At 68.6% G+C, this 25,166-nt stretch carries 24 protein-coding genes; 16 read left to right on the forward strand and 8 right to left on the reverse strand.

The annotated features are described in order from the left end of the window. Positions 1–34: 34 nt before the first annotated feature. Entirely contained in the window at positions 35–1,711 is a 1,677-nt protein-coding gene (locus MOM01_RS05885; RefSeq protein WP_241384442.1) for a RecQ family ATP-dependent DNA helicase, read from the reverse strand. 169 nt (positions 1,712–1,880) lie between these two features. Between MOM01_RS05885 and MOM01_RS05890 the strand changes: the two genes are divergently transcribed. Further along, positions 1,881–2,672, forward strand: a complete 792-nt coding sequence (locus tag MOM01_RS05890) for an SDR family NAD(P)-dependent oxidoreductase (RefSeq protein ID WP_241384443.1) — start codon at positions 1,881–1,883, stop codon at positions 2,670–2,672. Positions 2,673–2,688: 16 nt separating this feature from the next. On the opposite strand, the gene MOM01_RS05895 is transcribed toward MOM01_RS05890, so the two are convergent. Beyond that, positions 2,689–3,297: a hypothetical protein gene (locus tag MOM01_RS05895; protein WP_241384444.1), complete on the reverse strand. Its 609-nt coding sequence runs from the start codon at positions 3,295–3,297 to the stop codon at positions 2,689–2,691. Between the two features lie 46 nt (positions 3,298–3,343). After that, positions 3,344–3,880, reverse strand: a complete 537-nt coding sequence (locus tag MOM01_RS05900; protein WP_241384644.1) for a hypothetical protein — start codon at positions 3,878–3,880, stop codon at positions 3,344–3,346. 83 nt (positions 3,881–3,963) lie between these two features. Here MOM01_RS05900 and MOM01_RS05905 point away from each other — a divergent pair, with 83 nt between their 5' ends. Beyond that, the gene (locus tag MOM01_RS05905) at positions 3,964–4,263 is read left to right on the forward strand and encodes a protease inhibitor I42 family protein (protein WP_241384445.1); all 300 of its coding nucleotides are present in this window, start codon (positions 3,964–3,966) and stop codon (positions 4,261–4,263) included. Positions 4,264–4,293: 30 nt separating this feature from the next. Here MOM01_RS05905 and ypfJ read toward each other — a convergent pair whose 3' ends face one another. Then, the gene (ypfJ, locus tag MOM01_RS05910; protein WP_241384446.1) at positions 4,294–5,211 is read right to left on the reverse strand and encodes a KPN_02809 family neutral zinc metallopeptidase; all 918 of its coding nucleotides are present in this window, start codon (positions 5,209–5,211) and stop codon (positions 4,294–4,296) included. A 139-nt stretch (positions 5,212–5,350) separates the two neighbouring features. On the opposite strand from ypfJ, the gene aspS reads away from it, so the two are divergent. From aspS to MOM01_RS05925, 3 genes are all read left to right on the forward strand, one after another. After that, positions 5,351–7,138, forward strand: coding sequence for an aspartate--tRNA ligase (gene aspS, locus MOM01_RS05915; RefSeq protein WP_241384447.1), 1,788 nt, complete (start codon positions 5,351–5,353; stop codon positions 7,136–7,138). Positions 7,139–7,278: 140 nt separating this feature from the next. Then, positions 7,279–7,548, forward strand: a complete 270-nt coding sequence (locus tag MOM01_RS05920) for a DUF4235 domain-containing protein (protein WP_241384448.1) — start codon at positions 7,279–7,281, stop codon at positions 7,546–7,548. Positions 7,549–7,753: 205 nt separating this feature from the next. After that, complete coding sequence (locus MOM01_RS05925) at positions 7,754–8,920, forward strand: kinase (RefSeq protein ID WP_241384449.1); 1,167 nt, start codon at positions 7,754–7,756, stop codon at positions 8,918–8,920. A gap of 17 nt (positions 8,921–8,937) precedes the next feature. Here MOM01_RS05925 and MOM01_RS05930 read toward each other — a convergent pair whose 3' ends face one another. Then, entirely contained in the window at positions 8,938–10,572 is a 1,635-nt protein-coding gene (locus tag MOM01_RS05930; protein ID WP_241384450.1) for an alkaline phosphatase D family protein, read from the reverse strand. A gap of 90 nt (positions 10,573–10,662) precedes the next feature. Here MOM01_RS05930 and MOM01_RS05935 point away from each other — a divergent pair, with 90 nt between their 5' ends. From MOM01_RS05935 to MOM01_RS05965, 7 genes are all read left to right on the forward strand, one after another. Then, the gene (locus MOM01_RS05935) at positions 10,663–12,075 is read left to right on the forward strand and encodes a replication-associated recombination protein A (RefSeq protein WP_241384451.1); all 1,413 of its coding nucleotides are present in this window, start codon (positions 10,663–10,665) and stop codon (positions 12,073–12,075) included. 116 nt (positions 12,076–12,191) lie between these two features. Then, complete coding sequence (alaS, locus tag MOM01_RS05940) at positions 12,192–14,858, forward strand: alanine--tRNA ligase (protein WP_241384452.1); 2,667 nt, start codon at positions 12,192–12,194, stop codon at positions 14,856–14,858. Between the two features lie 2 nt (positions 14,859–14,860). Further along, complete coding sequence (gene ruvX / locus MOM01_RS05945; protein WP_241384453.1) at positions 14,861–15,379, forward strand: Holliday junction resolvase RuvX; 519 nt, start codon at positions 14,861–14,863, stop codon at positions 15,377–15,379. Beyond that, positions 15,376–17,196, forward strand: coding sequence for an endolytic transglycosylase MltG (locus tag MOM01_RS05950; RefSeq protein ID WP_241384454.1), 1,821 nt, complete (start codon positions 15,376–15,378; stop codon positions 17,194–17,196). The genes ruvX and MOM01_RS05950 overlap by 4 nt, the downstream gene beginning before the upstream one ends. Continuing rightward, positions 17,186–18,040 (forward strand): shikimate dehydrogenase, encoded by an 855-nt coding sequence (locus tag MOM01_RS05955; RefSeq protein ID WP_241384455.1) that lies wholly within the window; start codon positions 17,186–17,188, stop codon positions 18,038–18,040. The genes MOM01_RS05950 and MOM01_RS05955 overlap by 11 nt, the downstream gene beginning before the upstream one ends. 130 nt (positions 18,041–18,170) lie before the next feature. Further along, complete coding sequence (locus tag MOM01_RS05960; RefSeq protein WP_241384645.1) at positions 18,171–18,527, forward strand: YciI family protein; 357 nt, start codon at positions 18,171–18,173, stop codon at positions 18,525–18,527. 13 nt (positions 18,528–18,540) lie between these two features. Further along, positions 18,541–19,788, forward strand: a complete 1,248-nt coding sequence (locus tag MOM01_RS05965; protein ID WP_241384456.1) for an RNA polymerase sigma factor — start codon at positions 18,541–18,543, stop codon at positions 19,786–19,788. Here MOM01_RS05965 and MOM01_RS05970 read toward each other — a convergent pair. Beyond that, positions 19,781–20,161 carry a DUF1622 domain-containing protein gene (locus tag MOM01_RS05970; protein WP_241384457.1) on the reverse strand — a complete coding sequence of 127 codons (381 nt, stop codon included), beginning with the start codon at positions 20,159–20,161 and terminating at the stop codon, positions 19,781–19,783. The genes MOM01_RS05965 and MOM01_RS05970 overlap by 8 nt on opposite strands. Positions 20,162–20,234: 73 nt before the next feature. Between MOM01_RS05970 and MOM01_RS05975 the strand changes: the two genes are divergently transcribed. Genes MOM01_RS05975 through aroB form a run of 4 tightly spaced genes read left to right on the forward strand, consistent with a single transcriptional unit; the run spans position 20,235 to position 23,858 of the window. Then, positions 20,235–20,945 carry a prepilin peptidase gene (locus MOM01_RS05975; protein ID WP_241384458.1) on the forward strand — a complete coding sequence of 237 codons (711 nt, stop codon included), beginning with the start codon at positions 20,235–20,237 and terminating at the stop codon, positions 20,943–20,945. A gap of 48 nt (positions 20,946–20,993) precedes the next feature. Then, entirely contained in the window at positions 20,994–22,181 is a 1,188-nt protein-coding gene (gene aroC / locus MOM01_RS05980; protein WP_241384459.1) for a chorismate synthase, read from the forward strand. Between the two features lie 4 nt (positions 22,182–22,185). Continuing rightward, positions 22,186–22,752 carry a shikimate kinase gene (locus tag MOM01_RS05985; protein ID WP_241384460.1) on the forward strand — a complete coding sequence of 189 codons (567 nt, stop codon included), beginning with the start codon at positions 22,186–22,188 and terminating at the stop codon, positions 22,750–22,752. After that, positions 22,749–23,858, forward strand: a complete 1,110-nt coding sequence (gene aroB / locus MOM01_RS05990) for a 3-dehydroquinate synthase (RefSeq protein WP_241384461.1) — start codon at positions 22,749–22,751, stop codon at positions 23,856–23,858. The genes MOM01_RS05985 and aroB overlap by 4 nt, the downstream gene beginning before the upstream one ends. On the opposite strand, the gene MOM01_RS05995 is transcribed toward aroB, so the two are convergent. Both MOM01_RS05995 and MOM01_RS06000 read right to left on the reverse strand, forming a co-directional pair. Continuing rightward, positions 23,855–24,472 carry a TIGR03086 family metal-binding protein gene (locus tag MOM01_RS05995; protein ID WP_241384462.1) on the reverse strand — a complete coding sequence of 206 codons (618 nt, stop codon included), beginning with the start codon at positions 24,470–24,472 and terminating at the stop codon, positions 23,855–23,857. The two genes, aroB and MOM01_RS05995, sit on opposite strands and share 4 nt — an antisense overlap. Before the next feature lie 89 nt (positions 24,473–24,561). Continuing rightward, on the reverse strand, positions 24,562–25,146 hold the full coding sequence (locus MOM01_RS06000; protein ID WP_241384463.1) for a B-4DMT family transporter: 585 nt from the start codon (positions 25,144–25,146) through the stop codon (positions 24,562–24,564). Positions 25,147–25,166 lie beyond the last annotated feature (20 nt).

Raw genomic sequence — 25,166 nt, forward strand, 5'->3', positions numbered from 1 at the left:
TCCGCCCGAAGGGATCACTCGAAGAACCCGTGGCTCACGCCACGGGTTCTTCGACGTTCACGGTCAGTACACCGGACTCGGTGATCGCATCGAGCGACAGCGTCCGGTACCCCTCGGCGTCGAACAGGACGGTCACGCGGTCGTGTTCGAGGCTCATCACCACGCCCGGGCCCCAATCCGCGTGCACGACCCGGGAGTTCGGTGCGGGTCCGGCCGGCGACGCGTCCGTCGTGACCCGATCCCGGGCGCCCTCCCGGCAGGTGTCGCACTCCCCACAGGGCCGGGGGAGTGTCTCGCCGAAATACCCGAGGAGGAATTGCCGTCGGCAGCCACGTGTCTCGGCGTAACCGCGCATCATGTCGACGCGGGATCTGTCCAGCCGCTCACCCGCGGCCGCTGCATCCACGGCCCGTTGTAGTGCCTCTTCCGGAGGGATGTCTGTGGCGCAGAATCCGCGTCTGCCCGAGACGAGGGCACCGCACCTTTCGAGCAGGTTGACGGCATTGGAGAGTCGTCGTCCCCGCACATCGAGTTCGGTACGCAACCGGCCGAGGCGTGTCGGGGACTGAGCGCGTACCGCCGCGAAGACCCGGGCGATCAACTCCTCGTCGGGTGTGTGCGTGGTGAAGAAGGTCGCCAGGGAGAGGTCCTCGGGGCGGTAGAACATGAGGGCTGTGGCCTGCTCGCCGTCCCTGCCGGCACGGCCGATCTGCTGGTAGTACGAGTCGACCGAATCGGGCACGGAGGCATGGACGACGAATCGCACGTCGGGTTTGTCGATGCCCATTCCGAATGCGGAGGTCGCCACCACGACGTCGCATCGTCCCTCGAGGAATCCGAGATGGACCTCCCGGCGTTCGTGGGCGCGCATCCCTGCGTGATAGCAACGCGCCTCGACCCCCGCCTCGCGGAGAGCGTCCGCGTAGCGTCGGGTGTCCTTGCGCGTCGCGGCGTACACGATTCCCGGGCCGGTGAGGGACGACACCCTCGCGACGACCGCGCGACGCTTCTCCGCGTCGTCGGTGTACCGCTCCACCGCGATGTCGAGATTCGGTCTGTCGAAACCTCCCGCGATCACGATCGGGTCCTGCATGCCGAGAGCCGACAAGATGTCCTCGCGTACAGGGGGAGACGCGGTGGCTGTGAGCGCCACGACGGGGGGTCGGCCGAGCGCGTCCCGTGCGTCGGCCAGCCTCAGATACTCCGGGCGGAAATCGTGGCCCCACATCGACACGCAGTGGGCTTCGTCGATCACCAGAAGAGAGACCTGCACGTCGCGCAGTCGGGCGAGGACATCGTCCTTGACGAGTTGTTCCGGCGCGAGGAAGACGTAATCGGCGTCGCGTTCGAGCACGGCACGCCAGTTCGACTCGTTCTCGGACTCGCGCTGCCGGGAGTTGATCGCGACCGCCTCGGGGGCCGCCGAGTGGTCGAGGCCGGCGATCTGATCGTTCTGCAGGGCGATGAGGGGAGAGACCACCACGGTCACCCCCGGTAGCAGCAGCGACGGCACCTGGTAGATCGCGGATTTGCCGGAGCCCGTAGCCATCACGGCGAGTACGTCCCGCCCGCCGAGGAGCGGCACCATCGCGTCCACCTGCTCGGGACGTAGAGCCTTCCAGCCGAACACCCGGTGAGCGGCCGCATGCAGATCCTCGCGGATCGCGTCCGGTGGTCGCTTCGAGAAGGGCGTGTGTGTCTCGTCCTGCAAGAGATCTCCAGATGTCGGAAGGGGCAGCGCTCTGCATACGGGGCAGAGTCGCGATACCCGGGCAGAGTCGCGATCCAAACGGCGAACGCCGGGAGCGGGATCGGAGTGGTCCTCGTGTCGGGCCGAGCGGCGGTGGGTATCCGGAACCATCCCGCGCGGAGGAGGAATCATGAACGATGTTCGCCCGCTGGCCGTGGTGACGGGTGCGTCACGCGGCATAGGACGGGAACTGGCGGCGTTGTTCGCCGCCGACGGATACGACCTCGTGCTGGCGGCGCGCTCGGAGGAATTGGATGTCGTCGCAGCAGAACTGGAGAAATCCGGCGCGTCGGTGACGACGGTTCACGCGGACCTGCGCACCGAGGCAGGTGTGCGCGCGGTGTACGAGGCGGCGACGGCCGGAGGGCGGACACCCGCAGCGGCCGCACTCGATGCCGGGGTCGGTGTCGGGGGAGCGTTCGTGGACGCCGATGTCGACGACCTGTTGTCGGTCGTCGACGTCAACGTGCGCTCGACGGTGCATCTCGCGCGTCTCGTACTGGCCGACATGGTGCGGGCAGGATCCGGGCGCATGCTGATCGTCTCCTCGGTGGTCTCGACGATGCCGGGCCCGTACCAGGCGGTCTACAACGCGTCGAAGGCCTTCGTCCAGTCCTTCGCCGACGGCATCCGCCGCGAGCTGGACGGCACCGGTGTCACCGTGACGTCGATGCTCCCGGGAGCCACCGACACGCACTTCTTCGCGCGCGCGGGGATGCTCGACACCCTGTTGGGGAAGGGTCCCAAGGACGACCCTGCCCGGGTGGCGCGAGACGGATACGCCGCGCTCGTGCGTGGCGACAGGAAGGTCGTCGCCGGATCAGCGCTCGCGAAGTCCATGGCCGCCTTCGGTTCGGCGGCCCCCGAGGCCGTCACCTCCGCCGTGCACCGGGTGCTCGCGAAGCCCCGCTCCGGACGATGATCCGGGCGAGGAGCGCTCAGGTCCACCTCTGCAGCACCGCGGGCCGGTCGGGATGGTCGTAGCGGACGAGTACATCGGCATCCGTGCAGACGTGCGTGAGCAGCGGATCGACCGTCCATCGATCTTCCGGGCGCGTCCGTCGCTCGAGGGCGCCGCGGGACATCGTCAGAGCGATGGTGAGATCGAAAGCGAGACCGCGGCCGAGGAGCATCGGGCCGGCCACGACGAGGATCTGGGCGTCGGCCGCCTCTCGCGAGTGCTCGCGCGCCGAGCGGTCGGTGTCCTCGTCCCACAGACGGGGCAGCCACCGGCCCCGTTCACGCAGTGAGCGCAGCACCTCGCGATCGAGTGCGTCGTAGTCGAACCAGCCGTGACGATAACTGTCGGGATCGGTTCGGCCGTGTTCGAGGCGCACCGAGGCGGGTCGCACGAAATCGTGGAGTGCGACGACGTCCGTTGCCCGGCCACGCAATCGGAGGTCGGCCACGAGCCGGTGCGCGAATTCGACCGGATCCGCGGCGTCCGGAGCGCTGACGGCGATGCACGCTCGCCCGATCAGCGATTCGGCACGCTCGGCGACGACGGCCGACAGGGCCCGCGGGGTCAGGGGTGTGAACAACGGCATCGTTCCGCGCCGGACCGTCCGTGGAGAGGAACTGCGGGGGTGTAGGTCACCAGGGCGGGGCGTCGTCGTTTCTGTCCGGTGCCGGTGTGTCGAGGAGCCGGTCGAGCCAGAGCACCGCCTCGACGAGCGCCTCCATCCTGGAGGCCCAGTCCATCGCGAAGGCCACCTGGTCGAGGTCGCCGCGGACCGCGGTCGTGTCGCCGGCGAGCGCATCGACGACCGCCTTCATGACAGTGCCCTCCGGCTGCGGGAGTTCCTCCGGCCGGATCTGCCGGCCTTCTTCGGTTCGGATGGTCAGTTCGAACGTCTCGTCGCTCCGTACTTCCGGTCCCATCTTGTCGACTACGACGTCGGCGATGGTGGTGACCGTCCATTTCAGAACACCCCCGTAGAACGGGGGTGTGGACGGAGCGGCCGAGTCCGAGTCGGTGCTCGACACGAGAGCGGCGACTTCCTCGGTCAGTTCGGCGTAGTCGTTCTCGTGGGCGAGTGCGAGCAGACGTCCTCCCATGACCGCGTCGCTGCGTGTGATTCCGGCTCGTTCCTCGTGCATGCGCAACGAATTCCCCGATTTGTGCTGCATCACACATCCGACCTCCCGGTGATGTGCAACAGGCACATGCGAGAGTGGTGATGAACATCACAGGCCGGCGCTATCCTGGCAAGATGAAGTACATCGCCGCTGGTCCGAAGGATGTCACCGTCGGTGTCGGAGACACGGTCGAGCTGCACCTGACCGAAGACCTCTCCCGGGACTGTTGCTGGTCGACGTCGAGAATCGGAGAAGGGCTCGTCCTTCGCGACATCCGATTCCTGCCGTCGAAGAATCCGCTGCCGGGTGGAACCGGCGAGCGGATCTTCTGTTTCCAGGCCCGCCGCGCCGGCACCTGGCCGGTGTCCCTGCGGCTGCGCCGGCACCTGGACCTGTGGGCCGACAGCGCCCGGATGACCGTCACCGTCGAGTGAACCTGCTTCGTTCACCAGGGGGTCCGACGGTCACCGCACGGCCGGGGGACTGTCGAGGTCGCCGGCCGCGTAGGTGTCGCACGCGTCGACCCGGCCCGTGCGGTAGCCCGCCAGGAACCAGGCCTGTCGCTGCTCGGACGACCCGTGGGTCCAGGCCTCCGGGTTCACCCGTCCGGTCGCAGCCTGCTGGATCCGGTCGTCGCCCACTGCGGAGGCGGCGGAGAGGGCATCGCGGATGTCCGTATCGCTGAGCGGCATCAGGAAGGGCTCCCCGGTGGCAGGATCGGGCAGCTTGTCTGCGTGATGGGCCCATACCCCCGCGTAGCAGTCGGCCTGCAGTTCGGTGCGCACCGCGCCCGACTCCGGCCCGCGCGGATCCGCCTGGGCGCGGGAGAGATCCCCGAGCTGGTTCTGCAGATGGTGACCGACCTCGTGGGCGACGACGTATTCCTGCGCGAGAGGGCCGCCGCTGGCGCCGAACCGCGACTCGAGTTCGTCGAAGAAGCTCGTGTCGAAGTACGCCGTCCGATCCGCGGGGCAGTAGAACGGGCCGATATCACTGGTGGCGTTGCCGCACCCGGTGGCGGTCGCCGAGGTGAAGATCTCGACGTCCGGCTGTAGGTAGGCGACCCCGGTCTGCTCGGCGAGCTGCTGCTCCCATACCGAGTCGAGGGAACCGACCGTGTACAGCACCCGGCAGTCGACATTCGCGTTCGCGGCAGCACCTCCGATCTCGCATTCCTCGAGGGCGCTGTCCGCCGGGGAAGTCTCGGACGCGTCGGGAACCCCGGACCCGAGAAGGGAGGAGGGATCGCCGCCGAACAGCAGGACGAGAACGACCAGGATCAGGCCACCGGCGCCGCCGCCGAGCGCCATCTTCCCGCCGCGGCCACCCCCTCCGGTCCGGACACGGCCGGAATCCATCCGTGCACCCTCGTTGAACGTCATGGTTTTCGCTTTCTCTCCGCGGTGACCGAGCGGCACAAGCTTGGCACGACCGATGGGGGACGGGTGTCCTCGGGCAGAGGGCGTCTTTCGTAGGATTACAGCCGACGAACCCGTCGCTGATCGTTTCGAAAGGAATTCCGTGCTGCGCACCCAACTGGCCGGCTCGTTGCGAGCCGAGCACGCCGAGCAGACTGTCACCCTCACCGGTTGGGTCGCCCGGCGTCGCGACCACGGCGGGGTCATCTTCATCGATCTGCGTGACGCCTCGGGTGTCGCCCAGGTGGTCTTCCGCAGCGCCGGAGTCCTCGAACAGGCCCACCGGCTCCGCGCGGAGTACTGCGTCCGGATCACCGGAAAGGTCGAGCTCCGGCCCGAAGGCAACCAGAATTTCGAGATCCCCACGGGCGCGATCGAGGTGGACGCAACCGAGCTCGAGGTTCTCAACGAGGCCGCGCCGCTGCCCTTCCAGCTCGACGACCAGGTCGGCGAGGAAGCGCGCCTGAAGTACCGCTACCTGGATCTGCGACGGGAGAAGCCCGGAAAGGCCATCCGGCTGCGCAGCAAGGTCAACGCCGCGGCACGCGCGGTGCTCGCGCATCACGAGTTCGTCGAGGTGGAAACTCCGACCCTGACACGATCCACTCCCGAGGGCGCCCGCGACTTCCTCGTCCCGGCCCGGCTGCAGCCCGGCAACTTCTACGCCCTTCCCCAGTCTCCGCAGCTGTTCAAGCAGCTGCTCATGGTGGGCGGTATCGAGCGTTACTACCAGATCGCCCGCTGCTATCGCGACGAGGACTTCCGCGCCGACCGGCAGCCCGAATTCACCCAGCTCGACATCGAGATGGCATTCGTGACCCAGGACGACGTCATCCTCCTCGCCGAGGAGGTGCTCCACGCACTGTGGCGACTGGTGGGCCACGAACTCGAGACCCCCATCCCACGCATGACCTATGCGGAGGCCATGCGCCGCTTCGGCACCGACAAGCCCGACCTCCGCTTCGGCCTCGAGCTCGTCGAGTGCAAGGAGTTCTTCAAGGACACCACCTTCCGGGTCTTCCAGGCCGAGTACGTCGGTGCGGTCGTCATGCCCGGCGGTGCGAGCCAGCCCCGCCGCCAGCTCGACGCATGGCAGGAATGGGCCAAGCAGCGTGGCGCCAAGGGCCTGGCCTACGTGCTCGTCGGTGAGGACGGCACGCTGAGCGGGCCGGTCGCGAAGAACCTCACCGACGCCGAACGAGAGGGTCTGGCCGCGCACGTGGGGGCGAAGCCCGGCGACTGCATCTTCTTCGCCGCCGGCGCCACCAAGCCGATGCGCGCCCTGCTCGGCGCCGCGCGTGACGAGATCGCCCGCAAGCTCGATCTGATCGATCCGAACGCGTGGGCGTTCGTGTGGGTCGTGGACGCCCCGCTGTTCGAACCGGCGGCCGACGCGACCGCGAGCGGCGACGTGGCCCTCGGTCATTCGGCGTGGACCGCGGTGCACCATGCGTTCACCTCGCCCAAGCCCGAGTACATGGACACCTTCGACACCGATCCGGGTTCGGCGCTCGCGTACGCCTACGACATCGTCTGCAACGGCAACGAGATCGGTGGCGGATCGATCCGTATCCACCGCCCCGACATCCAGGAGCGCGTCTTCAAGGTGATGGGCATCTCGGAGGAGGAAGCGAACGAGAAGTTCGGCTTCCTGCTCGAGGCGTTCAAGTACGGTGCGCCTCCGCACGGCGGTATCGCGTTCGGCTGGGACCGCATCACGGCCCTGCTCGCCGGGATGGATTCGATCCGCGAGGTCATCGCGTTCCCCAAGTCCGGTGGAGGGGTGGATCCGCTGACCGATGCGCCGGGGCCGATCACCCCGGAGCAGCGCAAGGAGACCGGGATCGACTTCGTGCCGGAGACGGACGCGACCGCGGTCACCGAGCGCTGACCGTAGACATCGATCCGAGTGGGCGGGTGCCGGAGGGTGCCCGCCCACACGGCTTTTCGGCGACAGTCCGGGGTTTGCGGTAGGGCATTGCGGGTATTCCCTCGTTCCGGCGCCACCGCGGCGCCGACGAGGAGGTATCGATGTCGGCCGGACGCACGATCGTCTACAAACCGCTCGCTCTTGCGGCCAGTGTGGGAGGGGGTGTGCTCGCCGGGGCTGTGTTCAACCAGGTCTGGAAGAAGGTCGGCAGCAGCGACGAACGGCCCGAACCGCAGGACCTCTCGCAACGCACCCGGGACGTGCTCGTCGCGGCCGCACTGCAAGGACTGATCTTCGGCGTCGTGAAGGCCGCAGTGGATCGAGCCACTGCTCGCGGTTTCCAGAAAGTGACCCATGTGTCACCCGAGTAGGTGACCTCGTGTCCGGGCCGTGACCGCGCACAAAGGTTCGGCCCTGCCCCGGCGGGAGAGAGACACGCCCGGATGAACAGCGTATTCTCCTCGTCGAAACAGACAAATCCGACCAGGTGGACGGGTTTCGGGCGAAGAAGGTCCCACACGATCCGAGTCCTCCGGACGACCTCGTCGTGACCCCGAACCTGTAGATTGGGCAGTGATGACCGCAACATTGGCAGACCCTGTGTCCGAGGTGGTACACGCCGCCGAAGCGCTGCTCACGCGTCGTACCGGCGCCACGGTGACGCTCACCGATCCCGTGGATCTCGGTGGCAGCGGCCGTTCGGTGGTCGTGCGGGTACGAGTGGCCGCCAACCCCTTCTCGCTGCCGCGCACTCTCGTTCTCAAGCAGGTACCACCCTCGCGGGGTGCCGGTCATGTGGACTTCCGTGGGTCGGAGACCGACGAGCAGATGGCCTTCCTGCGGGAAGCCGTGTCGTACCAGTTCACGACGGCGCTCTCGAAGGACCACCGGCCCGGCGCGGAACTGCTCGCCTACGACTTCGACGCCCGGCTGCTCGTGCTCAGCGACCTCGGTGATGCGACGACGCTCGCAGCGGTGCTGCGCAACAGCGATACCGAGGCGACCGGTAACACCCTCATGGCGTTGGCGCAGGCCCTCGGGCGCATGCATGCCGCGACGGTCGGACGGGAAGAGGACTTCGCGGCGCTGCTGCGTCGCGCCGATGTCACCCGGGTCGCCGATGCCGTGTCCCAGCAGGCTCTCGACGCCGTCCGGGGCGTACCCGAGCTCCTCGACGCGGACTTCGGCCTGTCGGTTCCGGAATCGGTGCGCGACCGCGCCGAACGGGCTTCGAAGCTGTTCACCGGCGGCCGGTTCCGGGCGTTCAGCCCGTCCGATCTGTGCCCCGACAACATCGTCGTCGGCGACGAGGGAGTGCAGTTCCTCGACTACGAGTGGGGCGGCTTCCGCGACGCCACACTCGACATCGCCTACGCGCTGAGCTCGTTCCCGCTGTGCCTGTGCTCGGCGCCGCTGTCCGTCGACCGTATCCGTGCGATGGCCGACGCCTGGCGTGCCGAGGTGGTGGGCATGTGGCCGCAGCTCGCCTACGACGAGGTACTCGAGGAGCGACTTCTCGACGCTCTGCTCGCATGCGTATGGCTGAGTACGCATCTGTTCCTTCCCGAAGATCACGCCCGCATCGCGTCGGTGCGCGAGCACGGTCTGTCGGTGCCCCGCATCCCGGCGCTCCGCGCACGCTGGTCGCTTCTCGCGGACTTCGCCGCCGAGACCGGACACGACGACGTCGCGGCGCACGCGCGCGACGTACTCGCTCACCTCGAGGAACGCTCTGCAGGCTGAATTGCTGCCGGCTCCGGTTACAGCCGGTGCGCCGGTTCGACCTTCGCGGTGCCGTCGGCGACCCGGTAGCCCGCGACGCGGCGCGCGATCGAATTCGGGTCGGCGCGGTCGCCGATGAAGAACCAGTCCATCTGCGTCGCGTCCGGGGTCACCTCCAGCACCCCGTAGCCGTGCGAATCGAGTTCGACGAACCGGACGTGCCGATTCGTCGCGGTCACCGTGGCTTCCAGCGCAGGAGAGACGGTCCGCGGCGGCACTCCGAGCAGTTCGTCGATATTCGCCGAGGTCACGGACGGCACCACGAACTCCGTCGCCACCGTGCCCGCATCCGGATAACGAGCGGCGTCGACGGGAATGTCCGCGGCCCACGAGGTATGGATGTCGCCGGTGAGAAAGACGACGTTGCGCAGACCTGCGGTGGTGATCGCGTCGAGCAGCCGCCGCCTGTCGGCGGTGTAGCCGTCCCACTGGTCCGTGTTGTACGGCAGGCCCTCGGAGGGCACTCCGAGGAGCTCGGTCAGCGCCGAGGTGGTGCGCCGGTCGAGGGGTGGTAACAGGACCGGGGCGATCATCACCGAATTGCCGATCAACTGCCATCGGGCCGGGGAGCTCGTCAGACCGGCGGTGAGCCATTTCATCTGTTCGCGGCCCGTCATCGTACGGCCGGGATCGCCCACGGCGCGCCCGGCGCCGGGGATCTGCTCGGAGCGATAGGTGCGCAGATCGAGCATCGAGAGCTCGGCCAGCCGGCCGTAGCGCAGACGTCGATAGAGACGTCCCGCGTTCATGCGGACGGGCATCCATTCGTCGTAGGCCTGCACGGATGCGGCCTTGCGGCGTCTCCAGTCGCCCTCCAGTCGCGGATCGTGATTCTCGGCTCCGCCCGCCCACGCGTTGTTCGCCGACTCGTGGTCGTCCCACACCACGATCCACGGCACCCGTGCGTGCAGTGCCTGCAGGTCCGGATCGGTCTTGTACTGGGCGTGCCGGGTGCGATAGTCGGCGAGGCTCACGATCTCGTGGGCCGGCCGATGCGAGCGGACCGCCCGGGCACCGGCGACGGGAAACTCCCCGGCGGCGTACTCGTACAGATAATCACCGAGATGGATCACGGCGTCGAGATCGTCGCGTGCGGCGAGATGCCGATAGGAGGTGAAGAATCCACCCTCCCAGTCGGAACACGAGACGACACCGAAACGGAGTCGTCCGACCGGAGCATCCGGCGCGGGAGCCGTGGACGTCCTGCCGATCGGCGAGACGGCCCCGGCTGCACGGAACCGGTAGAAGTAGGCGGAGTCGGGATCGAGGCCGCGGACGTCGACCTTGACGGTGTGGTCGGAGACCGCATGCGCTCTCACCGTTCCACTCGAGACGATCTCGTCGAAACGGCCACTGCGGGACACCTCCCAGGTGACCACGAGGTCGGGCCCTACGCCCGATCCGGGCGTCGCCTCCGGGGTAGGTGTCACCCGGGTCCACAGGATCACCGCATCGGGAAGTGGGTCACCCGACGCCACACCGTGCGCGAAGACTGCAGGAGACGCGGCAGCAGAGGGGAAGGCCGATGTGAATGCCGCGGCGCCGACTGCGGCGATCCCCGAGCGAAGCACGGTGCGACGGGACGGATGCGGGACGGACGGCGTCGTGGCCACGGCATGATCCGATCACGAACTCGCCGTCCCGTCCACGCGAACGGCACAGGTGGCCGGACGCGGTCGGACGGAGCTTGTAGCGTCGAGACCGTGAGTGATCTTTTCGGGGCGCACGACCCGTCCGCCGAACCGGATGCCCTGTTCGAGGCGCCACGCCCACCCGAACCCGAAGCAGAACCCGAGATCCGCCGTGCCTCGATCGGTACCGGCGGGGCATCCGCGCCGCTGGCGGCGCGGATGCGTCCGGCGAGTCTCGACGAGGTGGTCGGGCAACAGCACCTGCTCGAACCGGGCGCACCGCTGCGTCGTCTCGTCGAAGGGTCGGGCGCGGCATCGGTTGTGCTCTACGGCCCGCCCGGCACCGGGAAGACCACCCTGGCCTCCCTGATCTCCGGTGCCACGGGGCGCAGATTCGAGGCGCTGTCCGCGCTCTCGGCCGGGGTCAAGGACGTGCGGGCGGTCATCGACCTCGCGCGCCGTCGACTCACGCACGGCGAGCAGACCGTGCTCTTCATCGACGAGGTTCATCGCTTCTCGAAGACCCAGCAGGACGCTCTGCTGGCCGCTGTGGAGAACCGGATCGTGCTGCTCGTCGCGGCGACCACGGAGAATCCGTCGTTCTCGGTCGTCGCGCCGTTGCTGTCGCGTTCGCTGGTGCTGCAACTCCAGCCGCTCGGCCCCGACGACATCCGCGCGTTGCTCGAACGCGCACGCACCGACGCGCGCGGACTCGCGGGGACCGTGCAGATCACGGACGACGCCTCGGACCATCTCGTGCGGCTCGCCGGTGGCGATGCCCGCCGGGCGCTGACCGCTCTCGAAGCCTCCGCCGACACCGCTCTGGCCAGGGCCACCGACGGACACGCCGTCATCGATCTCGAGACCGTCGAGTCGAGCATCGACGAAGCCGCAGTGCGCTACGACCGCGACGGCGATCAGCACTACGACGTCGCCAGTGCCTTCATCAAGTCCCTGCGGGGCTCCGACGTCGACGCCGCTCTGCATTACCTCGCGCGCATGATCGTCGCGGGGGAGGACCCGCGGTTCATCGCACGCCGGCTGATGATCCAGGCCAGCGAGGAGATCGGCATGGCCGACCCCACCGCACTGCAGACGGCGGTCGCCGCCGCCCAGGTGGTCCAGCAGGTCGGGATGCCCGAAGCGCAACTCGCCCTCGCTCAGGCGACCATCCACATCGCGACCGCACCGAAGTCCGGAGCGGTCACCGCGGCGCTCGGCGCCGCGGTCGCCGACGTGAAAGCCGGCAAGGCCGGTCCGGTACCGGCCCACCTGCGAGACGGCCACTACCAGGGCGCGCAGAAGCTCGGCAACGCGATCGGCTACAGGTACCCGCACGCGCATCCGGACGGTGTGCTCGCGCAGCAGTACGCACCGGACGAGCTGATCGGAGTCGACTATTACGAACCGACCGGCCGTGGTGTCGAACGGGAGTTGTCGGCCCGCCTGCCGAAGCTGCGCCGCATCGTGCGCGGCGAGCAGTGACCGCCGTACCGAAAGCACTTCCGGTGGCGCGATAAGCTGAAGAACGGCCGATCGACCGGATCGACCGCCCGTCCGGGCAGCTCCACACCATCGTCAGACCACAAAGGACCATCGACGTGCAGACCCACGAGATCCGCAGGCGCTTTCTCGATCACTTCGTGAAGGCGGGACACACCGAGGTGCCGAGCGCGTCGTTGATCCTCGCCGATCCGAACCTGCTGTTCGTCAACGCCGGCATGGTCCCGTTCGTGCCCTACTTCCTCGGCCAGCAGACACCGCCCTACACCCGCGCGACATCGGTCCAGAAGTGCGTGCGCACCCTCGACATCGAGGAGGTCGGCAAGACCACGCGGCACAACACCTTCTTCCAGATGGCCGGGAACTTCTCCTTCGGCGACTACTTCAAGGAAGAGGCGATCACCTTCGCGTGGACGCTGCTCACCGGCTCCGTCGACGAGGGCGGGTACGGTATCGCTCCCGAGAAGCTCTGGGCGACGGTCTATCTCGACGACGACGAGGCGTACGCGATCTGGCGCGACAAGGTCGGCGTGCCGGAGGAGCGCATCCAGCGCCGCGGCATGAAGGACAACTACTGGTCGATGGGCATCCCCGGCCCGTGCGGACCGTGTTCCGAGATCTTCTACGACCGCGGTCCCGAATACGGCGTCGACGGTGGTCCGGAGGCCGACGAGGACCGCTACATCGAGATCTGGAATCTCGTGTTCATGCAGAACGAACGCGGTGAGGGTGGCGCCAAGGACGATTACCCCATCCTGGGCCCGCTGCCCAAGAAGAACATCGACACGGGCATGGGCGTCGAGCGTGTCGCCTTCCTGCTCCAGGGCGTCGAGAACGTCTACGAGACCGACCTGCTGCGTCCGGTGATCGACAAGGCCGCCGAACTCACCGGCGCCACCTACGGTGCGAAGCCCGAGGACGACGTGCGCTTCCGCGTCATCGCCGACCACGCGCGCACCGCGGCGATGCTCATCGTCGACGGAGTCAATCCCGGAAACGACGGTCGAGGTTACGTCCTGCGGCGACTGCTCCGCCGCATCGTGCGATCCGCACGTCTGCTCGGCGCCGAGAAGCCCACGATGCGCGAATTCATGGCCGTCGTGCGCGACACGATGGCCCCGTCCTATCCCGAGCTCGCCACCGACTTCTCTCGTATCGAGACGGTCGCCGTCGGCGAGGAGACCGCTTTCCTCAAGACGCTCGGTACCGGGAGCAAGCTGTTCGAAGGCGCCGTCGAGACGGTGAAGTCGCAGGGCAGGCACGTGCTCGGCGGTACCGAGGCGTTCACCCTCCACGACACCTACGGCTTCCCGATCGACCTCACCCTCGAGATGGCGGCAGAGGCCGGCCTGACCGTCGACGAGGAGGGATTCCGCTCGCTCATGGCCGAGCAGCGGCAGCGTGCCAAGGACGATGCTCGCGCCCGTAAGCATGCGCACGCCGACCTGACGGTCTACAAGGAGCTCCTCGACCGCGGTCCCACCGAGTTCACCGGGTTCAGCGAACTGGTCAGCGAAGCCCACGTGCTCGCCGTCATCACCGGAGGGGAGCGGCTGCACGCCGCGAGCGCCGGACAGGACGTCGAGCTGATCCTGGACCGGAGCCCTCTCTACGCGGAGGCAGGCGGGCAGATCGCCGACGTCGGCTCCATCACCGGACCGGGGCTGAAGATCAAGGTCAACGACGTCCAGAAGATCGCCAAGCAGCTGTGGACCCACAAGGTCACGGTCCTCGAAGGGCAGGTCGTCGAGGGCGACGCGGTGCTCGTGCAGGTCGACCCCGAGTGGCGCAAGGGCGCCACCCAGGGGCACTCGGGTACCCACCTCGTGCACGCCGCGCTGCGTGAGGTGCTCGGACCCAACGCTGTGCAGGCAGGCTCGCTCAACAAGCCGGGTTACCTGCGCTTCGACTTCTCGTGGCCCGGCGCGCTCTCCGAGCAGCAGAAGCGGGACATCGAGGGCGTGACCAACGAGGCCGTCGCGGCGAACTATCCCGTCAACACCTTCGTCACCGACCTCGAGAAGGCCAAGAAGATGGGCGCGATGGCCCTCTTCGGCGAGAACTACGGCGATGAGGTGCGCGTCGTCGAGATCGGCGGCCCGTTCTCGATGGAACTGTGCGGTGGTACGCACGTGCAGCACTCGTCGCACGTCGGTACGGTCACGCTCCTCGGTGAGCAGTCGATCGGCTCGGGTGTCCGTCGCGTGGAGGCCTACGTGGGCCTCGACTCCTACCGCCATCTCGCGAAGGAACGCGCGTTGCTCGCCGGGTTGTCCTCGACCCTCAAGGTTCCCTCCGAAGAGGTGCCCGGTCGCGTCGAAGCTCTGCTCGACCGGCTCAAGGCGGCCGAGAAGGAACTCGAGAAGACCCGCGCGGCGAACGTCGCCGCCGCGGCCGGCACGTACGCCGGGAAGGCGCAGCGCATCGGGGATCTGCTGGTCGTGGCCGAGGCCGCGCCGGAGGGGGTCTCCGGAAACGACCTGCGCACGCTCGCCGCGGACGTTCGGGGCCGTCTCGGCACCGATCCGGCGGTGGTGCTCCTGCTCGGTAACGCCGACGGCAAGGTGCCGTTCGTCGTCGCGACCACCAAGGCTGCACAGGACATGGGCATCAAGGCGGGCGAGCTCGTCGCGAGCTTCGGCCCGGCGATCGGTGGCCGCGGCGGTGGCAAGCCCGACATGGCACAGGGATCGGGTTCCGATCCTGGCGGAATCCCCGCCGCGCTCGACTCGTTCCGGGCCCGCCTGAGCGAGCTGGCCGGCTGAGCGTGGCGGAGCTGCCGCGCCCCGACCGTCCCGGTGTGGACGATCCCGGTCGTGGTCGCCGCATCGGTATCGACGTCGGTAGCGTGCGGATCGGGGTCGCGTCGAGCGACCCCGACGGGATCCTCGCGACTCCGGTCGAGACTGTGCCGCGTGCCAAGGATCGTGGCCCCCGGACCCCCGATCTCGAGCGCATCGTCCAGATCGTTAGGGAATACGAGGCGGTGGAGGTTATCGTCGGGCTGCCGCAGACACTGCGCGGTGAGCCCGGCAGGGCTGCGAAACTGGCGAGCGATTTCGCGCGTCGACTCCGTCGCGTCCTTGCCGACGTACCCGTGCGCCTGGCCGACGAACGTTTCACGACGGTCACTGCGGCGCGTGCCCTCCGCGAGAGCGGGGTGAGCGCGAAAGGCGCGCGGCCGGTCATCGACCAGGCTGCCGCTGTGGCCATCTTGCAGGGTTGGTTGGACGAGCGGAGTTCGGGGATGAACGAGTCGGACGGGGACATGGAGGGCAGCCGGTGAGCCGGCACGGACGCCACGACGACCATTCGGAGAACACGCGGGAGAATCTGTTCGCAGACCCCTATTCCGGTGGGCACCCGCCGTCTCCGGGCGGACGCGAGGACCCACCCCGATACGATCCACCCTCCCGCTACGAGGACGATCCGTACGCGGCGACCCGCAACAGTGGCGATCCCTACGATGGCGATCCCTACGGTGGCGATCCCTACGGTGGCGATCCCTACGGTGACGGGGTTCCTGTTCGGGCGCCCCACGCCGGGGAGCCGCAACCGGACGAGCGCGAGACCGCTGTCCTGCGTTTCGGCCCGGGAGCGTTCGACGGCCCACCCCCGGACGCCCGCGGGTACGACCCCCGTGACTCGGCCGGTCGTGCCGACCAGGGCTCTGCGGGTCGTGCCGACCAGGGTCATGCGGGTCGTGCCGACCAGGACTATGCCGAGCGCGGGTACGACCACGCCGACGACGAGTATCCCGGCGGGTACTCCTACGCCGCGCGTGACGACTACCGCACCGACGACTACTCCGACGACGACTATCGCGAGGTCGATTATCGCGAGGACCACTATCGCGACGAGGCCCCGGCCGAGTACGAGACGGCAGGACAGCGCGCGGAACCCGTCGCAGTCGGCGACCCGCACGGCGCCACCGGTCGCGACGCGGGCGCACGCAAGCGCCGGAAACGTGGCCGCGTCGTCGGAGCGTTGGCTGCGGCGGTGCTGCTGATCGTCGTCCTGGGCGGAGGCTATCTCGCCTACGAACGATTCGTCGGTCCCGGCGCTCCGCCCGACTTCACCGGTCCCCCGGGGCCCGAGGTGGTCGTGCAGGTCCATCCGGGCGACACTGCCGGAGAGATCGGCAGCGAGTTCGTGGACAAGGGTGTTGTCGCGAGTTCGGCGGCCTTCTACGAAGCAGCGGTACAGAACTCGGGGATGAACGCGCTGCAGCCCGGTTTCTACCAGATACCCACCAACATTCCCGCGGTCGACGCCGTAGCGAAGCTCGTCACCCCCGAGACCCGGGTGGGTGCGCTCGTGATTTCCGAAGGCCGTCAGTTGCACGACATCCGCGACGTCAACACGGGCGCTGTCCGTAAGGGCATCTACACGCTCATCGCCGAAGCGAGCTGCCACGGCGATCCGGGAGCCGAGAACTGCGTCACCTACGAAGAACTCGATGCCGCCGGAGCGACCCCCGACCTGCAGGCTCTCGGTGTGCCGGCCTGGGCGCGCGAGGCCGTGGCCAATGTGCCCGACCGCAGCCGGCAGCTGGAAGGGCTGATCGCCGCCGGCAGCTGGGACTTCGATCCCACCGCCGAACCCGTGGAGATTCTCGCGCGTCTGGTGTCGGAGAGCGCCTCGAGTTACGAGGCGACCGGCATCACCGAAGCGGCGGCTCGTGTCGGGCTCACCCCCTACGAGATGCTGATCTCCGCGTCGCTGGTCGAACGTGAGGCCCTGCCCCAGGACTTCGCGAAGGTCGCCCGCGTGATTCTCAACCGTCTCGACATCGGGCAGATGCTCCAGTTCGACTCCACCGTGAACTACGAACTCGACGAGACCGAACTCGCGACAACCGACGCGGATCGCGCACGGGTGACTCCCTGGAACACCTACGCCAAGGTCGGTCTGCCTGCCACTCCGATCTCGTCACCGAGCATCGGTGCGCTGCAGGCGATGGAGAATCCGGAGCCGGGTGAGTGGATCTATTTCGTGACGATCGACGACAAGGGGACGACGCTGTTCGCGAACTCCTACGAAGAACACCTCCGGAACACCGAGCTGGCACTCCAGAGCGGAATCCTCGACAGTGGCCGATGACCCGACGCGCGGAGTGCGCAAGGCAGCCGTTCTGGGGAAACCCATCGCGCACTCGAAATCGCCCCTGCTGCACCTCGCGGCCTACCGGGCACTCGGATTGAACGAGTGGACCTACGAGCGGATCGAGTGCACCGGCGAACAGTTGCCGGACTTCGTCGAGGGACTCGGTGACGAATGGGCCGGTCTGTCGGTGACGATGCCGGGCAAGTTCGCGGCTCTGCAGGTCGCCGATCTGCGAACCGAGCGGGCCGTGACCATCGGTTCGGCCAACACCCTCGTCCGGACGGACCGCGGATGGCGGGCGGACTGCACCGACGTCGACGGTGTCACAGGCGCACTGCGGTCGGGTGGGGCAGGTGATCTCCGTGGCCGGTCGGCCGTGGTCGTGGGGTCCGGAGGCACCGCGCGACCTGCACTCGTGGGCCTGAAGGAACTCGGCGTACGGGATGTCACCGTGGTGGCTCGTTCCGAGGAGAAGGCCGTCGCCACCTTCGACTGTCTGGGCGACGAGGTCGAGGCGCGATGGCTGCCGTTCGACGCGCCCGAACTCGCCGACGTCTGCGCCGCGTCCGGAGCGCTCGTGAGTACCGTGCCTGCGGCCGCGACAGCGCCCTGGTCCGGGGCGCTCGCACACGCCCCGTGCATTCTCGACGCGATCTACGATCCGTGGCCCACTCCCTTGGCCGACGCCGCCCGAAAGCGTGGCTCCCTCGTCCTCAGCGGACTGCACATGCTTCTCAATCAGGCGTTCGGGCAGGTCGAGCAGTTCACGGGTCTGCCCGCTCCGCGGACGGAGATGGCGCGCGCCATCGGCCTCGAGTATCCGGAACCGAACCTTCGCTGACGGCCCACCACCGCGAGCCCGACCTCCCGCCGTGCGCGCCGTTCTCGTTCGGGATGTCGAAACGGCGGCCTACCGTTCGTATGGAAGGTGAGAGGCCGGAACGGCCGGCCGCTGCGGGAAGGATCCGATGATGGCGCAGTACCTGCTCGGTATCTACCAACCGGACGGTGATCCGCCGCCCCCGGAGATTCTCGACCCCATCATGAAGAAGGTCGGGGAGTGGCAGAGCGCGGTGCGCGAGGCCGGCGTATGGGTGTTCTCGGGTGGATTGCATTCCCCGGAGAGCGCCACGGTGGTCCGCACCGAGGGCGACGCGGTCACCACCACCGACGGACCGTACATCGAAGGCAAGGAACATCTCGGAGGGTTCGACGTCATCGACGTCGCCGATCTCGACGAGGCCTTGACGTGGGCACGCGGTCTCGCCGAGGCCGTCACCCTACCCATCGAAGTGCGCCCACTGGTATGGGGATCGCGCGCCGGTTGAGCGCGCTACTCCGATGACGGAGCTGTCCGCGGCCGATATCGAGCGGATCTTCCGCGACGAATACGGCCGAGCGGTCGCAGTGCTCGCCCGCGTCTTCGGCGACCTCGACGTCGCCGAAGACGCGGTGCAGGACGCCTTCTCGAAGGCAGTCGAGAAATGGCCGACAGAGGGTATTCCGCCGAGCCCTGCCGGATGGATCATCACCACGGCACGTCGGCGAGCGATCGACCGGGCGCGACGGGAGGCAGCACGCTCGGCCAAACATGCCGAAGCCGGCCTGCTCCACAGCACGCCGACCGCCGCGCCCGGTCCGGACACACTCGACTCCCCGGAGATCCCCGACGACCGCCTGCGGCTGATCTTCACCTGCTGTCATCCGGCACTCGCACCCGATGCACGCGTCGCCCTGACGCTGCGCCTTCTCTGCGGCTTGACCACCGCGCAGATCGCCCGTGCATTCCTTGTCCCGGAACCGACCATGGGACAACGGATCTCACGCGGCAAGCGGAAGATCCGCGACGCCCACATACCGTTCCGTATACCGACCGCAGGCGAACTTCCCGAACGTCTCGACGCCGTCCGTTCCGTGGTGTACCTGGTGTACACGGAAGGCCACACCGCGACCGGCGGGCCCAGCCTCGCCGACGCGGACCTGTGTGTGGAGGCCGTACGGCTGGGACGCCTGCTGACCGCCCTGCTCCCGGACGATTCCGAGACGACGGGACTGCTCGCCCTGATGCTCCTCGGCGAGTCCCGACGTGCGGCCCGCACCGGACCCGACGGCGAACTGGTTCTGCTCGGCGATCAGGACCGCTCGCTCTGGGATCGTGAACTGATCGCCGAGGGCCAGGGGCTCGTGCGACGCGTCTTGCACCGGAACAGGCCGGGGCCCTACCAGATCCAGGCTGCGATCGCGGCGGTGCACTCCGATGCGGCCACCGCCGAGGACACCGACTGGCAGCAGATCGTGGCACTCTACGATCTGCTGCTCGCGGCGACACCCACGCCGGTGGTGGCGCTGCACCGGGCCGTCGCGCTCGCCGAGGTGGACGGCGCCGCCGCAGCGCTCGAGATCGTCGACGGTCTCGGTCTGGACCGCTATCACGTCTTCCATGCCGCCCGGGCCGATCTGCTGCGCCGTCTCGGACGGCACTCCGAGGCGATCACCGCCTACGACGCCGCCGCCGCGCGAACGGAGAACGCGGTCGAACGCACACACCTCCTGCGGCGCCGCGAGGCGCTGCAGCGCTCGCTCACGTAGCCGGTGTCGCGGTCGTCGGATCCTCGGGCCCGGGGCGCGAACGCTGCCACGGCCACCGGCCGTCGATTTCCAGCTGCAGCGACCAGCTCAGGAACGTCCGGATGAGCACGATGATCGCCAGTACCCCCACCGACGTGAAGGTGGGGGTGACGGCCACGGTCTTGATGATGTCGGCCGCGACCAGGAATTCGAGGCCGAGCAGGATCGACCGGCCGAGATTGCGTCGATACGGCTCGTAGACCGTCGCGCCCGGATCGCGGCGCCGTGCGGTGGCCGCGATCCACGTCGCCACCAGTGCGCCGACCACGATGACACCGACGCCCACGACGTCGACGACGGTCCCGATGTGCTCGAGCAGCGACGAAATCTCCATGCAATCAACCCTTCCGAACCGGACTCCGAAGATTGCGGCAATCCTTGCAGGAGAGCCGGTCCGACGTGCGCCTTTGTCCACAGGCGCCGCGTTCGTCCCCAGATTCGTTCCCGGAGGTGCGGGAGCGCTGGCACGAGTGCGTGCCCACGGCAGGCTGCAGGTCGTGGTGGGGGAGACGGCAGGCGTGCTCGCGATTGCGATCGCCGGAGCGCTGATGGGTACGGGTGTGCGCAGGGTCGCCGGGTCACTGGCCGGGCGACGTCCGCCACCGGTGTGCTGTGAAGCGGCGTGTCTGGTCGTCGCGATCCTGGCGGACACCGCCTCCACCGCCGCCACCACCGTCTGGGCGACGACACTCTTCGGCGGGTGGTGTGTGTGCCTGAGCACTGTCGATCTTCTCGTTCGCCGGCTGCCGAATCTGCCGACCGTCGGGGGAGCGCTCGTGATCCTCACCGTCGCCGCCGCAGCGGGCCGGGGTGGCGAGGCGGTCGTCGGGGCGCTCCTGCTCGCGGCGCCGTTGTGCGTCACGCACGTGATCTCGCCGCGGTCGCTGGGCGCCGGCGACGTCAAACTCGCCCTCGGTCTCGGTGCCGTCGCCGGCCTCGCAGGGCCCACCGCACTGCTGCTCGGTGCGGTGCTTCCGCCCTTTCTCACGGCCGGTGCAGGTGTCCTGGCAGGTGTGATTCGTGGTCGGTGGCGGAGCGGCACATACGGCGCCGGGCCGGTGCCGCACGGACCGTCGATGTGTCTCGCCACCGGTGTGGGCTTGCTCACGGCCGGCTGACCAGGGGCGGCATCGCGGAGCGGGAGACGAACGTGGAAGGATGGGCGTGTGCTGCGTTGGATAACTGCTGGAGAATCCCATGGTCCCGCCCTCGTCGCGATGCTCGAGGGGATGGTCGCCGGTGTCGAGGTGACGTCGAACGACATCTCGGAGCAACTCGCGCGGCGGCGACTGGGTTACGGCCGCGGCGCACGGATGAAGTTCGAAGCGGACAAGGTGACCGTGATCGGCGGTGTCCGGCACGGACGCACCCTGGGTGGCCCCATCGCCATCGAGATCGGCAACACCGAGTGGCCCAAGTGGGAGACCATCATGGCCGCCGACCCGGTCGACGCGGAACTGCTCGAAGGTCAGGCGCGCAATGCCCCTCTGACCCGTCCCCGCCCCGGCCACGCCGATTACGCGGGCATGCTCAAGTACGGTTTCGACGATGCGCGTCCCGTCCTCGAACGCGCCAGCGCCCGGGAGACCGCAGCACGAGTGGCTGCCGGAACCGTGGCCCGCAACTTCCTGCGCCAGGCATTCGGTGCCGAGGTGGTCTCGCACGTCATCTCCATCGGAGCATCCGAGCCCTATGCCGGATCCGAGCCCGGTCCGGACGATCTCGCCACGATCGACGCAAGTCCTGTGCGTGCCTACTCCAAGGCCGCCGAGGAGTCCATGATCGCGGAGATCGAGGCCGCGAAACGGGACGGCGACACCCTCGGCGGAATCGTCGAGGTGGTCGTGCACGGACTGCCCGTGGGCCTCGGTTCGTTCGTCAGTGGCGCCGACCGTCTCGATGCGCGACTCGCCGCGGCCCTCATGGGGATCCAGGCGATCAAGGGTGTCGAGGTGGGCGACGGGTTCGAGACCTCGCGTCGCCGCGGCAGCGCCGCGCACGACGAGATGACGCCCGGCCCCGACGGCGTCCTGCGCTCGAGCAACCGTGCCGGTGGTATCGAAGGCGGCATGACCAACGGTGAGCCGCTGCGTGTGCGGGCGGCGATGAAGCCGATCTCGACCGTGCCCCGCGCACTCTCGACCGTCGACATGACCACCGGTGACGAGGCGGTCGCGATCCATCAGCGCTCGGACGTGTGTGCGGTTCCCGCCGCCGGTGTCGTCGCGGAGGCGATGGTCGCGCTGGTCGTGGCGCAGGCTGCACTCGAGAAGTTCGGCGGGGATTCCCTCACCGAGACGACGAGCAACATCCAGCACTACCTGAAGGGCATCGCGGCGCGGCCGCCGCGGTGATCTCATGACGCCCCGCCTAGTACTCATCGGCCCGCCGGGGGCGGGCAAATCCACGATCGGCCGTCGGGTCGCGAACGCGCTCGACCTGCAGTTGCTCGACACAGACGTGGAGATCGAGCGCGTGACGGGCAGGACGATTCCCGACATCTTCGCCGCGGACGGGGAATCGACCTTCCGGGAGATCGAGGAAGATGTGGTCGCCCGGGCACTCGACCGTCACGACGGGGTCGTCTCCCTGGGCGGGGGAGCGATCCTGTCGGAGCGCACGCGTGAGCGGCTCGCCGGACACACCGTCGTCTATCTCGAGATCAGCGTCGCCGAAGGATTGCGTCGCACCGGGGCCACCGCCGCCAACGGCGCCCGGCCGTTGCTGGCCGGGGGAGACCCGGCCCAGAAGTACCGCGACCTGATGCGCCGTCGCCGTCCGCTCTACCGGCAGGCGGCGACGATCCGAGTGCGCACCGACGGCCGGAGCCCGGGGCGGGTCGTGCAGCAGGTGCTCGCCAAACTCGAAGCGGCGGACGCCGCGTCCACCCAGATCATCAGCGAGGATCGGAGCCCTACACCGTGACCGAACCGGTACGCATCGACGTCGAGACCGCCCAGCCCTATCCGGTGATCATCGGCCGGGGTCTGCTCGGAGACGTCGTCGAAGAATTGTCCGGCACCCGGACAGTGGCGATCTTCCATCAGCCGACGCTCACGGCGACGGCAGAAGCGGTGCGTGAGGCACTGGCGGAGTCCGGAATCGACGCCCACCGCATCGAGATCCCCGACGCGGAGGACGGCAAGGAACTCGCCGTCGCCGGTTTCTGCTGGGAGGTGCTCGGCCGGATCGGGCTGACCCGCTCGGACGCCGTCGTGAGCCTCGGCGGCGGAGCTGCCACCGACCTCGCCGGATTCGTCGCCGCGACGTGGATGCGCGGGGTGCGGGTCTACCACATTCCCACCACGCTGCTGGCGATGGTCGACGCAGCCGTGGGCGGCAAGACCGGTATCAACACCGAGGCCGGGAAGAATCTCGTAGGAGCGTTCCACGAACCGTCCGCGGTGTTCGTCGACCTCGCCACCCTCGAGACGGTGCCGCGCAACGAGATCGTGGCCGGACTGGCCGAGGTGATCAAGACCGGTTTCATCGCCGATCCGGTCATTCTCGACCTGATCGAGGACAACCCCGAGGCCGCGCTCGATCCCGCCGGAACCGTGTTGCCGGAACTGATCCGGCGTTCGGTCGAGGTCAAGGCGAAGGTGGTCGCAGCCGACCTCAAGGAGTCGAGCCTGCGCGAGATCCTCAACTACGGCCACACGCTCGGTCATGCCATCGAGCGTCGCGAGCGGTACCGCTGGCGCCACGGTGCCGCCGTGTCGGTGGGTCTGGTCTTCGCGGCCGAACTGGGCCGGCTCGCCGGCCGCCTCGACGACACAACCGCCGACCGGCACCGCGCGATCCTCGAATCCGTCGGCCTGCCCACCACCTACGATCCGGACGCCTTCGCCGATCTGCTCAAGGGTATGCAGACCGACAAGAAGAACCGTGCCGGCATGCTGCGGTTCGTCGTGCTCGATGGACTCGCCAAGCCCGGCAGGCTCGAAGGGCCCGATCCCACCCTGCTCGCCGCGGCGTATTCCGAAGTGGCGCGCCAGGGCAAGGCCGACGCGGGAACCGTGCTGCTCTAACCGCCGGTTCGGAGCGTCGGCGGTGTCCACGACGGGTCGCGTCCGGTGAGGCCGATCAGGCGATCCAGCGGCGGGGCCTCGTCGCCCACCCGGACCGCGGGACCGAACAGGCCGTTCGCGTCGCGGGCGCGTTCCTCGTCGGTGATGCTCTCCGCGAAGGCGGTGCACGCCGCGATCTCGTGGGGTTCGCAGCTGTAGTCCTGGCCGGTGGCGAGCGCGAGGTCCCAGCCGTGGACGACGAGTTCGTCGAGCGCGACGAGGCCGGCCACCGCTGCCGGCAGGTCGAGTCCACCCGCGCGGGCGGTGCCAGTCCACGCGGTGGGATCGGTCCACGCCTCGCCGAGGGCCGCCATCCGGCCGGGGACGAGGAGGCGCCAGTCCGGCGGTGGCTCGCCCGCGAGTTCGGGCGGGGAGTCGGTATCGGGCCCGTACTCCTTGCGCGCTGCGGCCGTGAACGCGAGCGACAATCCGAGCACATGGTCGACCAGTACACCCACCGATGCGTCGGAGCAGGGGGTCGGGGCCGACAGTTGTGCGTCGTCGATTCCCGTGAGGATGCGCTCCATGCGGTGGGCGGCGGAGGTCAGGTCGAGCATGTCGGGTGCGTCGGTCATGAGAATCTCCTCGGGGTCGGCTACCCGTACAGACCGGCGCCGCCGAGAAAACTGAGCACCCGCCCGCTACAGGGCGGGTCGGGACAGGCTCACTGCTTCGGTTCGATCCGCGGGAAGATCTCGGTGGGAGCGTCGTCGTTGCGCCATGCGGGATCGGCCGGCCGGGCCCCTGCCGTCGAGGTCGCTCCGGCGTTCGCGGGCGCATGATGCTCCCGGTGGACGGACCAGTCGTCGTTCTTCGTGGCCTTGCGTTCGCTGCGGCGCGCGAAGAAGCGGCCGAGTGTGACCGCCGCCATCGCCGGCAGGAAGACCAGCAGCACCGTGAATGCGGCTCCCGAGGTCACCTCGAAGAACAGGGATGTCACGCCGACCGGCACCGGGGCGATCGTGTCGACGAACCAGGTGAGGACTCCGCCCACGATTCCGGTCACCGCGCCGGCGGCGAGCCAGCGCATCGTCAGGTCTGCACCCTCGTCGGGGTCGGGATGCGCGCGATGGTCACGGATGCCGTCGAGACCGGCCCAGACGAATGCCGCGATCACCACCACGGCGAAGCCCAGCCAGCGCAGCACCGATCCCTGCAACGGCCACTGGACGAGAGCGGCACCGAGCAGGACGCGCACGACCACGTGGACCAGGGCAAGCCCGAGTCCGCGGAGCAACCAGGGTTTCATGTTCCCGAGAGTAACGGGTG

Source organism: Rhodococcus sp. CH91, assembly GCF_022554085.1.
In the GTDB taxonomy this organism is placed as follows: Bacteria; Actinomycetota; Actinomycetes; order Mycobacteriales; family Mycobacteriaceae; genus Rhodococcus.

Excerpts from the sequence above, each read along its gene's own strand:
- MOM01_RS05925 (WP_241384449.1), top strand. The coding sequence starts at position 7,754 with ATGACCGCAACATTGGCAGACCCTGTGTCCGAGGTGGTACACGCCGCC.
- MOM01_RS05995 (WP_241384462.1), bottom strand. The coding sequence starts at position 24,472 with ATGACCGACGCACCCGACATGCTCGACCTGACCTCCGCCGCCCACCGC.
- MOM01_RS05900 (WP_241384644.1), bottom strand. The coding sequence starts at position 3,880 with ATGCAGCACAAATCGGGGAATTCGTTGCGCATGCACGAGGAACGAGCC.
- MOM01_RS05890 (WP_241384443.1), top strand. The coding sequence starts at position 1,881 with ATGAACGATGTTCGCCCGCTGGCCGTGGTGACGGGTGCGTCACGCGGC.
- MOM01_RS05920 (WP_241384448.1), top strand. The coding sequence starts at position 7,279 with ATGTCGGCCGGACGCACGATCGTCTACAAACCGCTCGCTCTTGCGGCC.
- MOM01_RS05965 (WP_241384456.1), top strand. The coding sequence starts at position 18,541 with ATGACGGAGCTGTCCGCGGCCGATATCGAGCGGATCTTCCGCGACGAA.
- ypfJ (WP_241384446.1), bottom strand. The coding sequence starts at position 5,211 with ATGACGTTCAACGAGGGTGCACGGATGGATTCCGGCCGTGTCCGGACC.
- MOM01_RS05895 (WP_241384444.1), bottom strand. The coding sequence starts at position 3,297 with ATGCCGTTGTTCACACCCCTGACCCCGCGGGCCCTGTCGGCCGTCGTC.
- MOM01_RS05970 (WP_241384457.1), bottom strand. The coding sequence starts at position 20,161 with ATGGAGATTTCGTCGCTGCTCGAGCACATCGGGACCGTCGTCGACGTC.
- MOM01_RS05960 (WP_241384645.1), top strand. The coding sequence starts at position 18,171 with ATGGCGCAGTACCTGCTCGGTATCTACCAACCGGACGGTGATCCGCCG.
- MOM01_RS05905 (WP_241384445.1), top strand. The coding sequence starts at position 3,964 with ATGAAGTACATCGCCGCTGGTCCGAAGGATGTCACCGTCGGTGTCGGA.
- MOM01_RS06000 (WP_241384463.1), bottom strand. The coding sequence starts at position 25,146 with ATGAAACCCTGGTTGCTCCGCGGACTCGGGCTTGCCCTGGTCCACGTG.
- MOM01_RS05985 (WP_241384460.1), top strand. The coding sequence starts at position 22,186 with ATGACGCCCCGCCTAGTACTCATCGGCCCGCCGGGGGCGGGCAAATCC.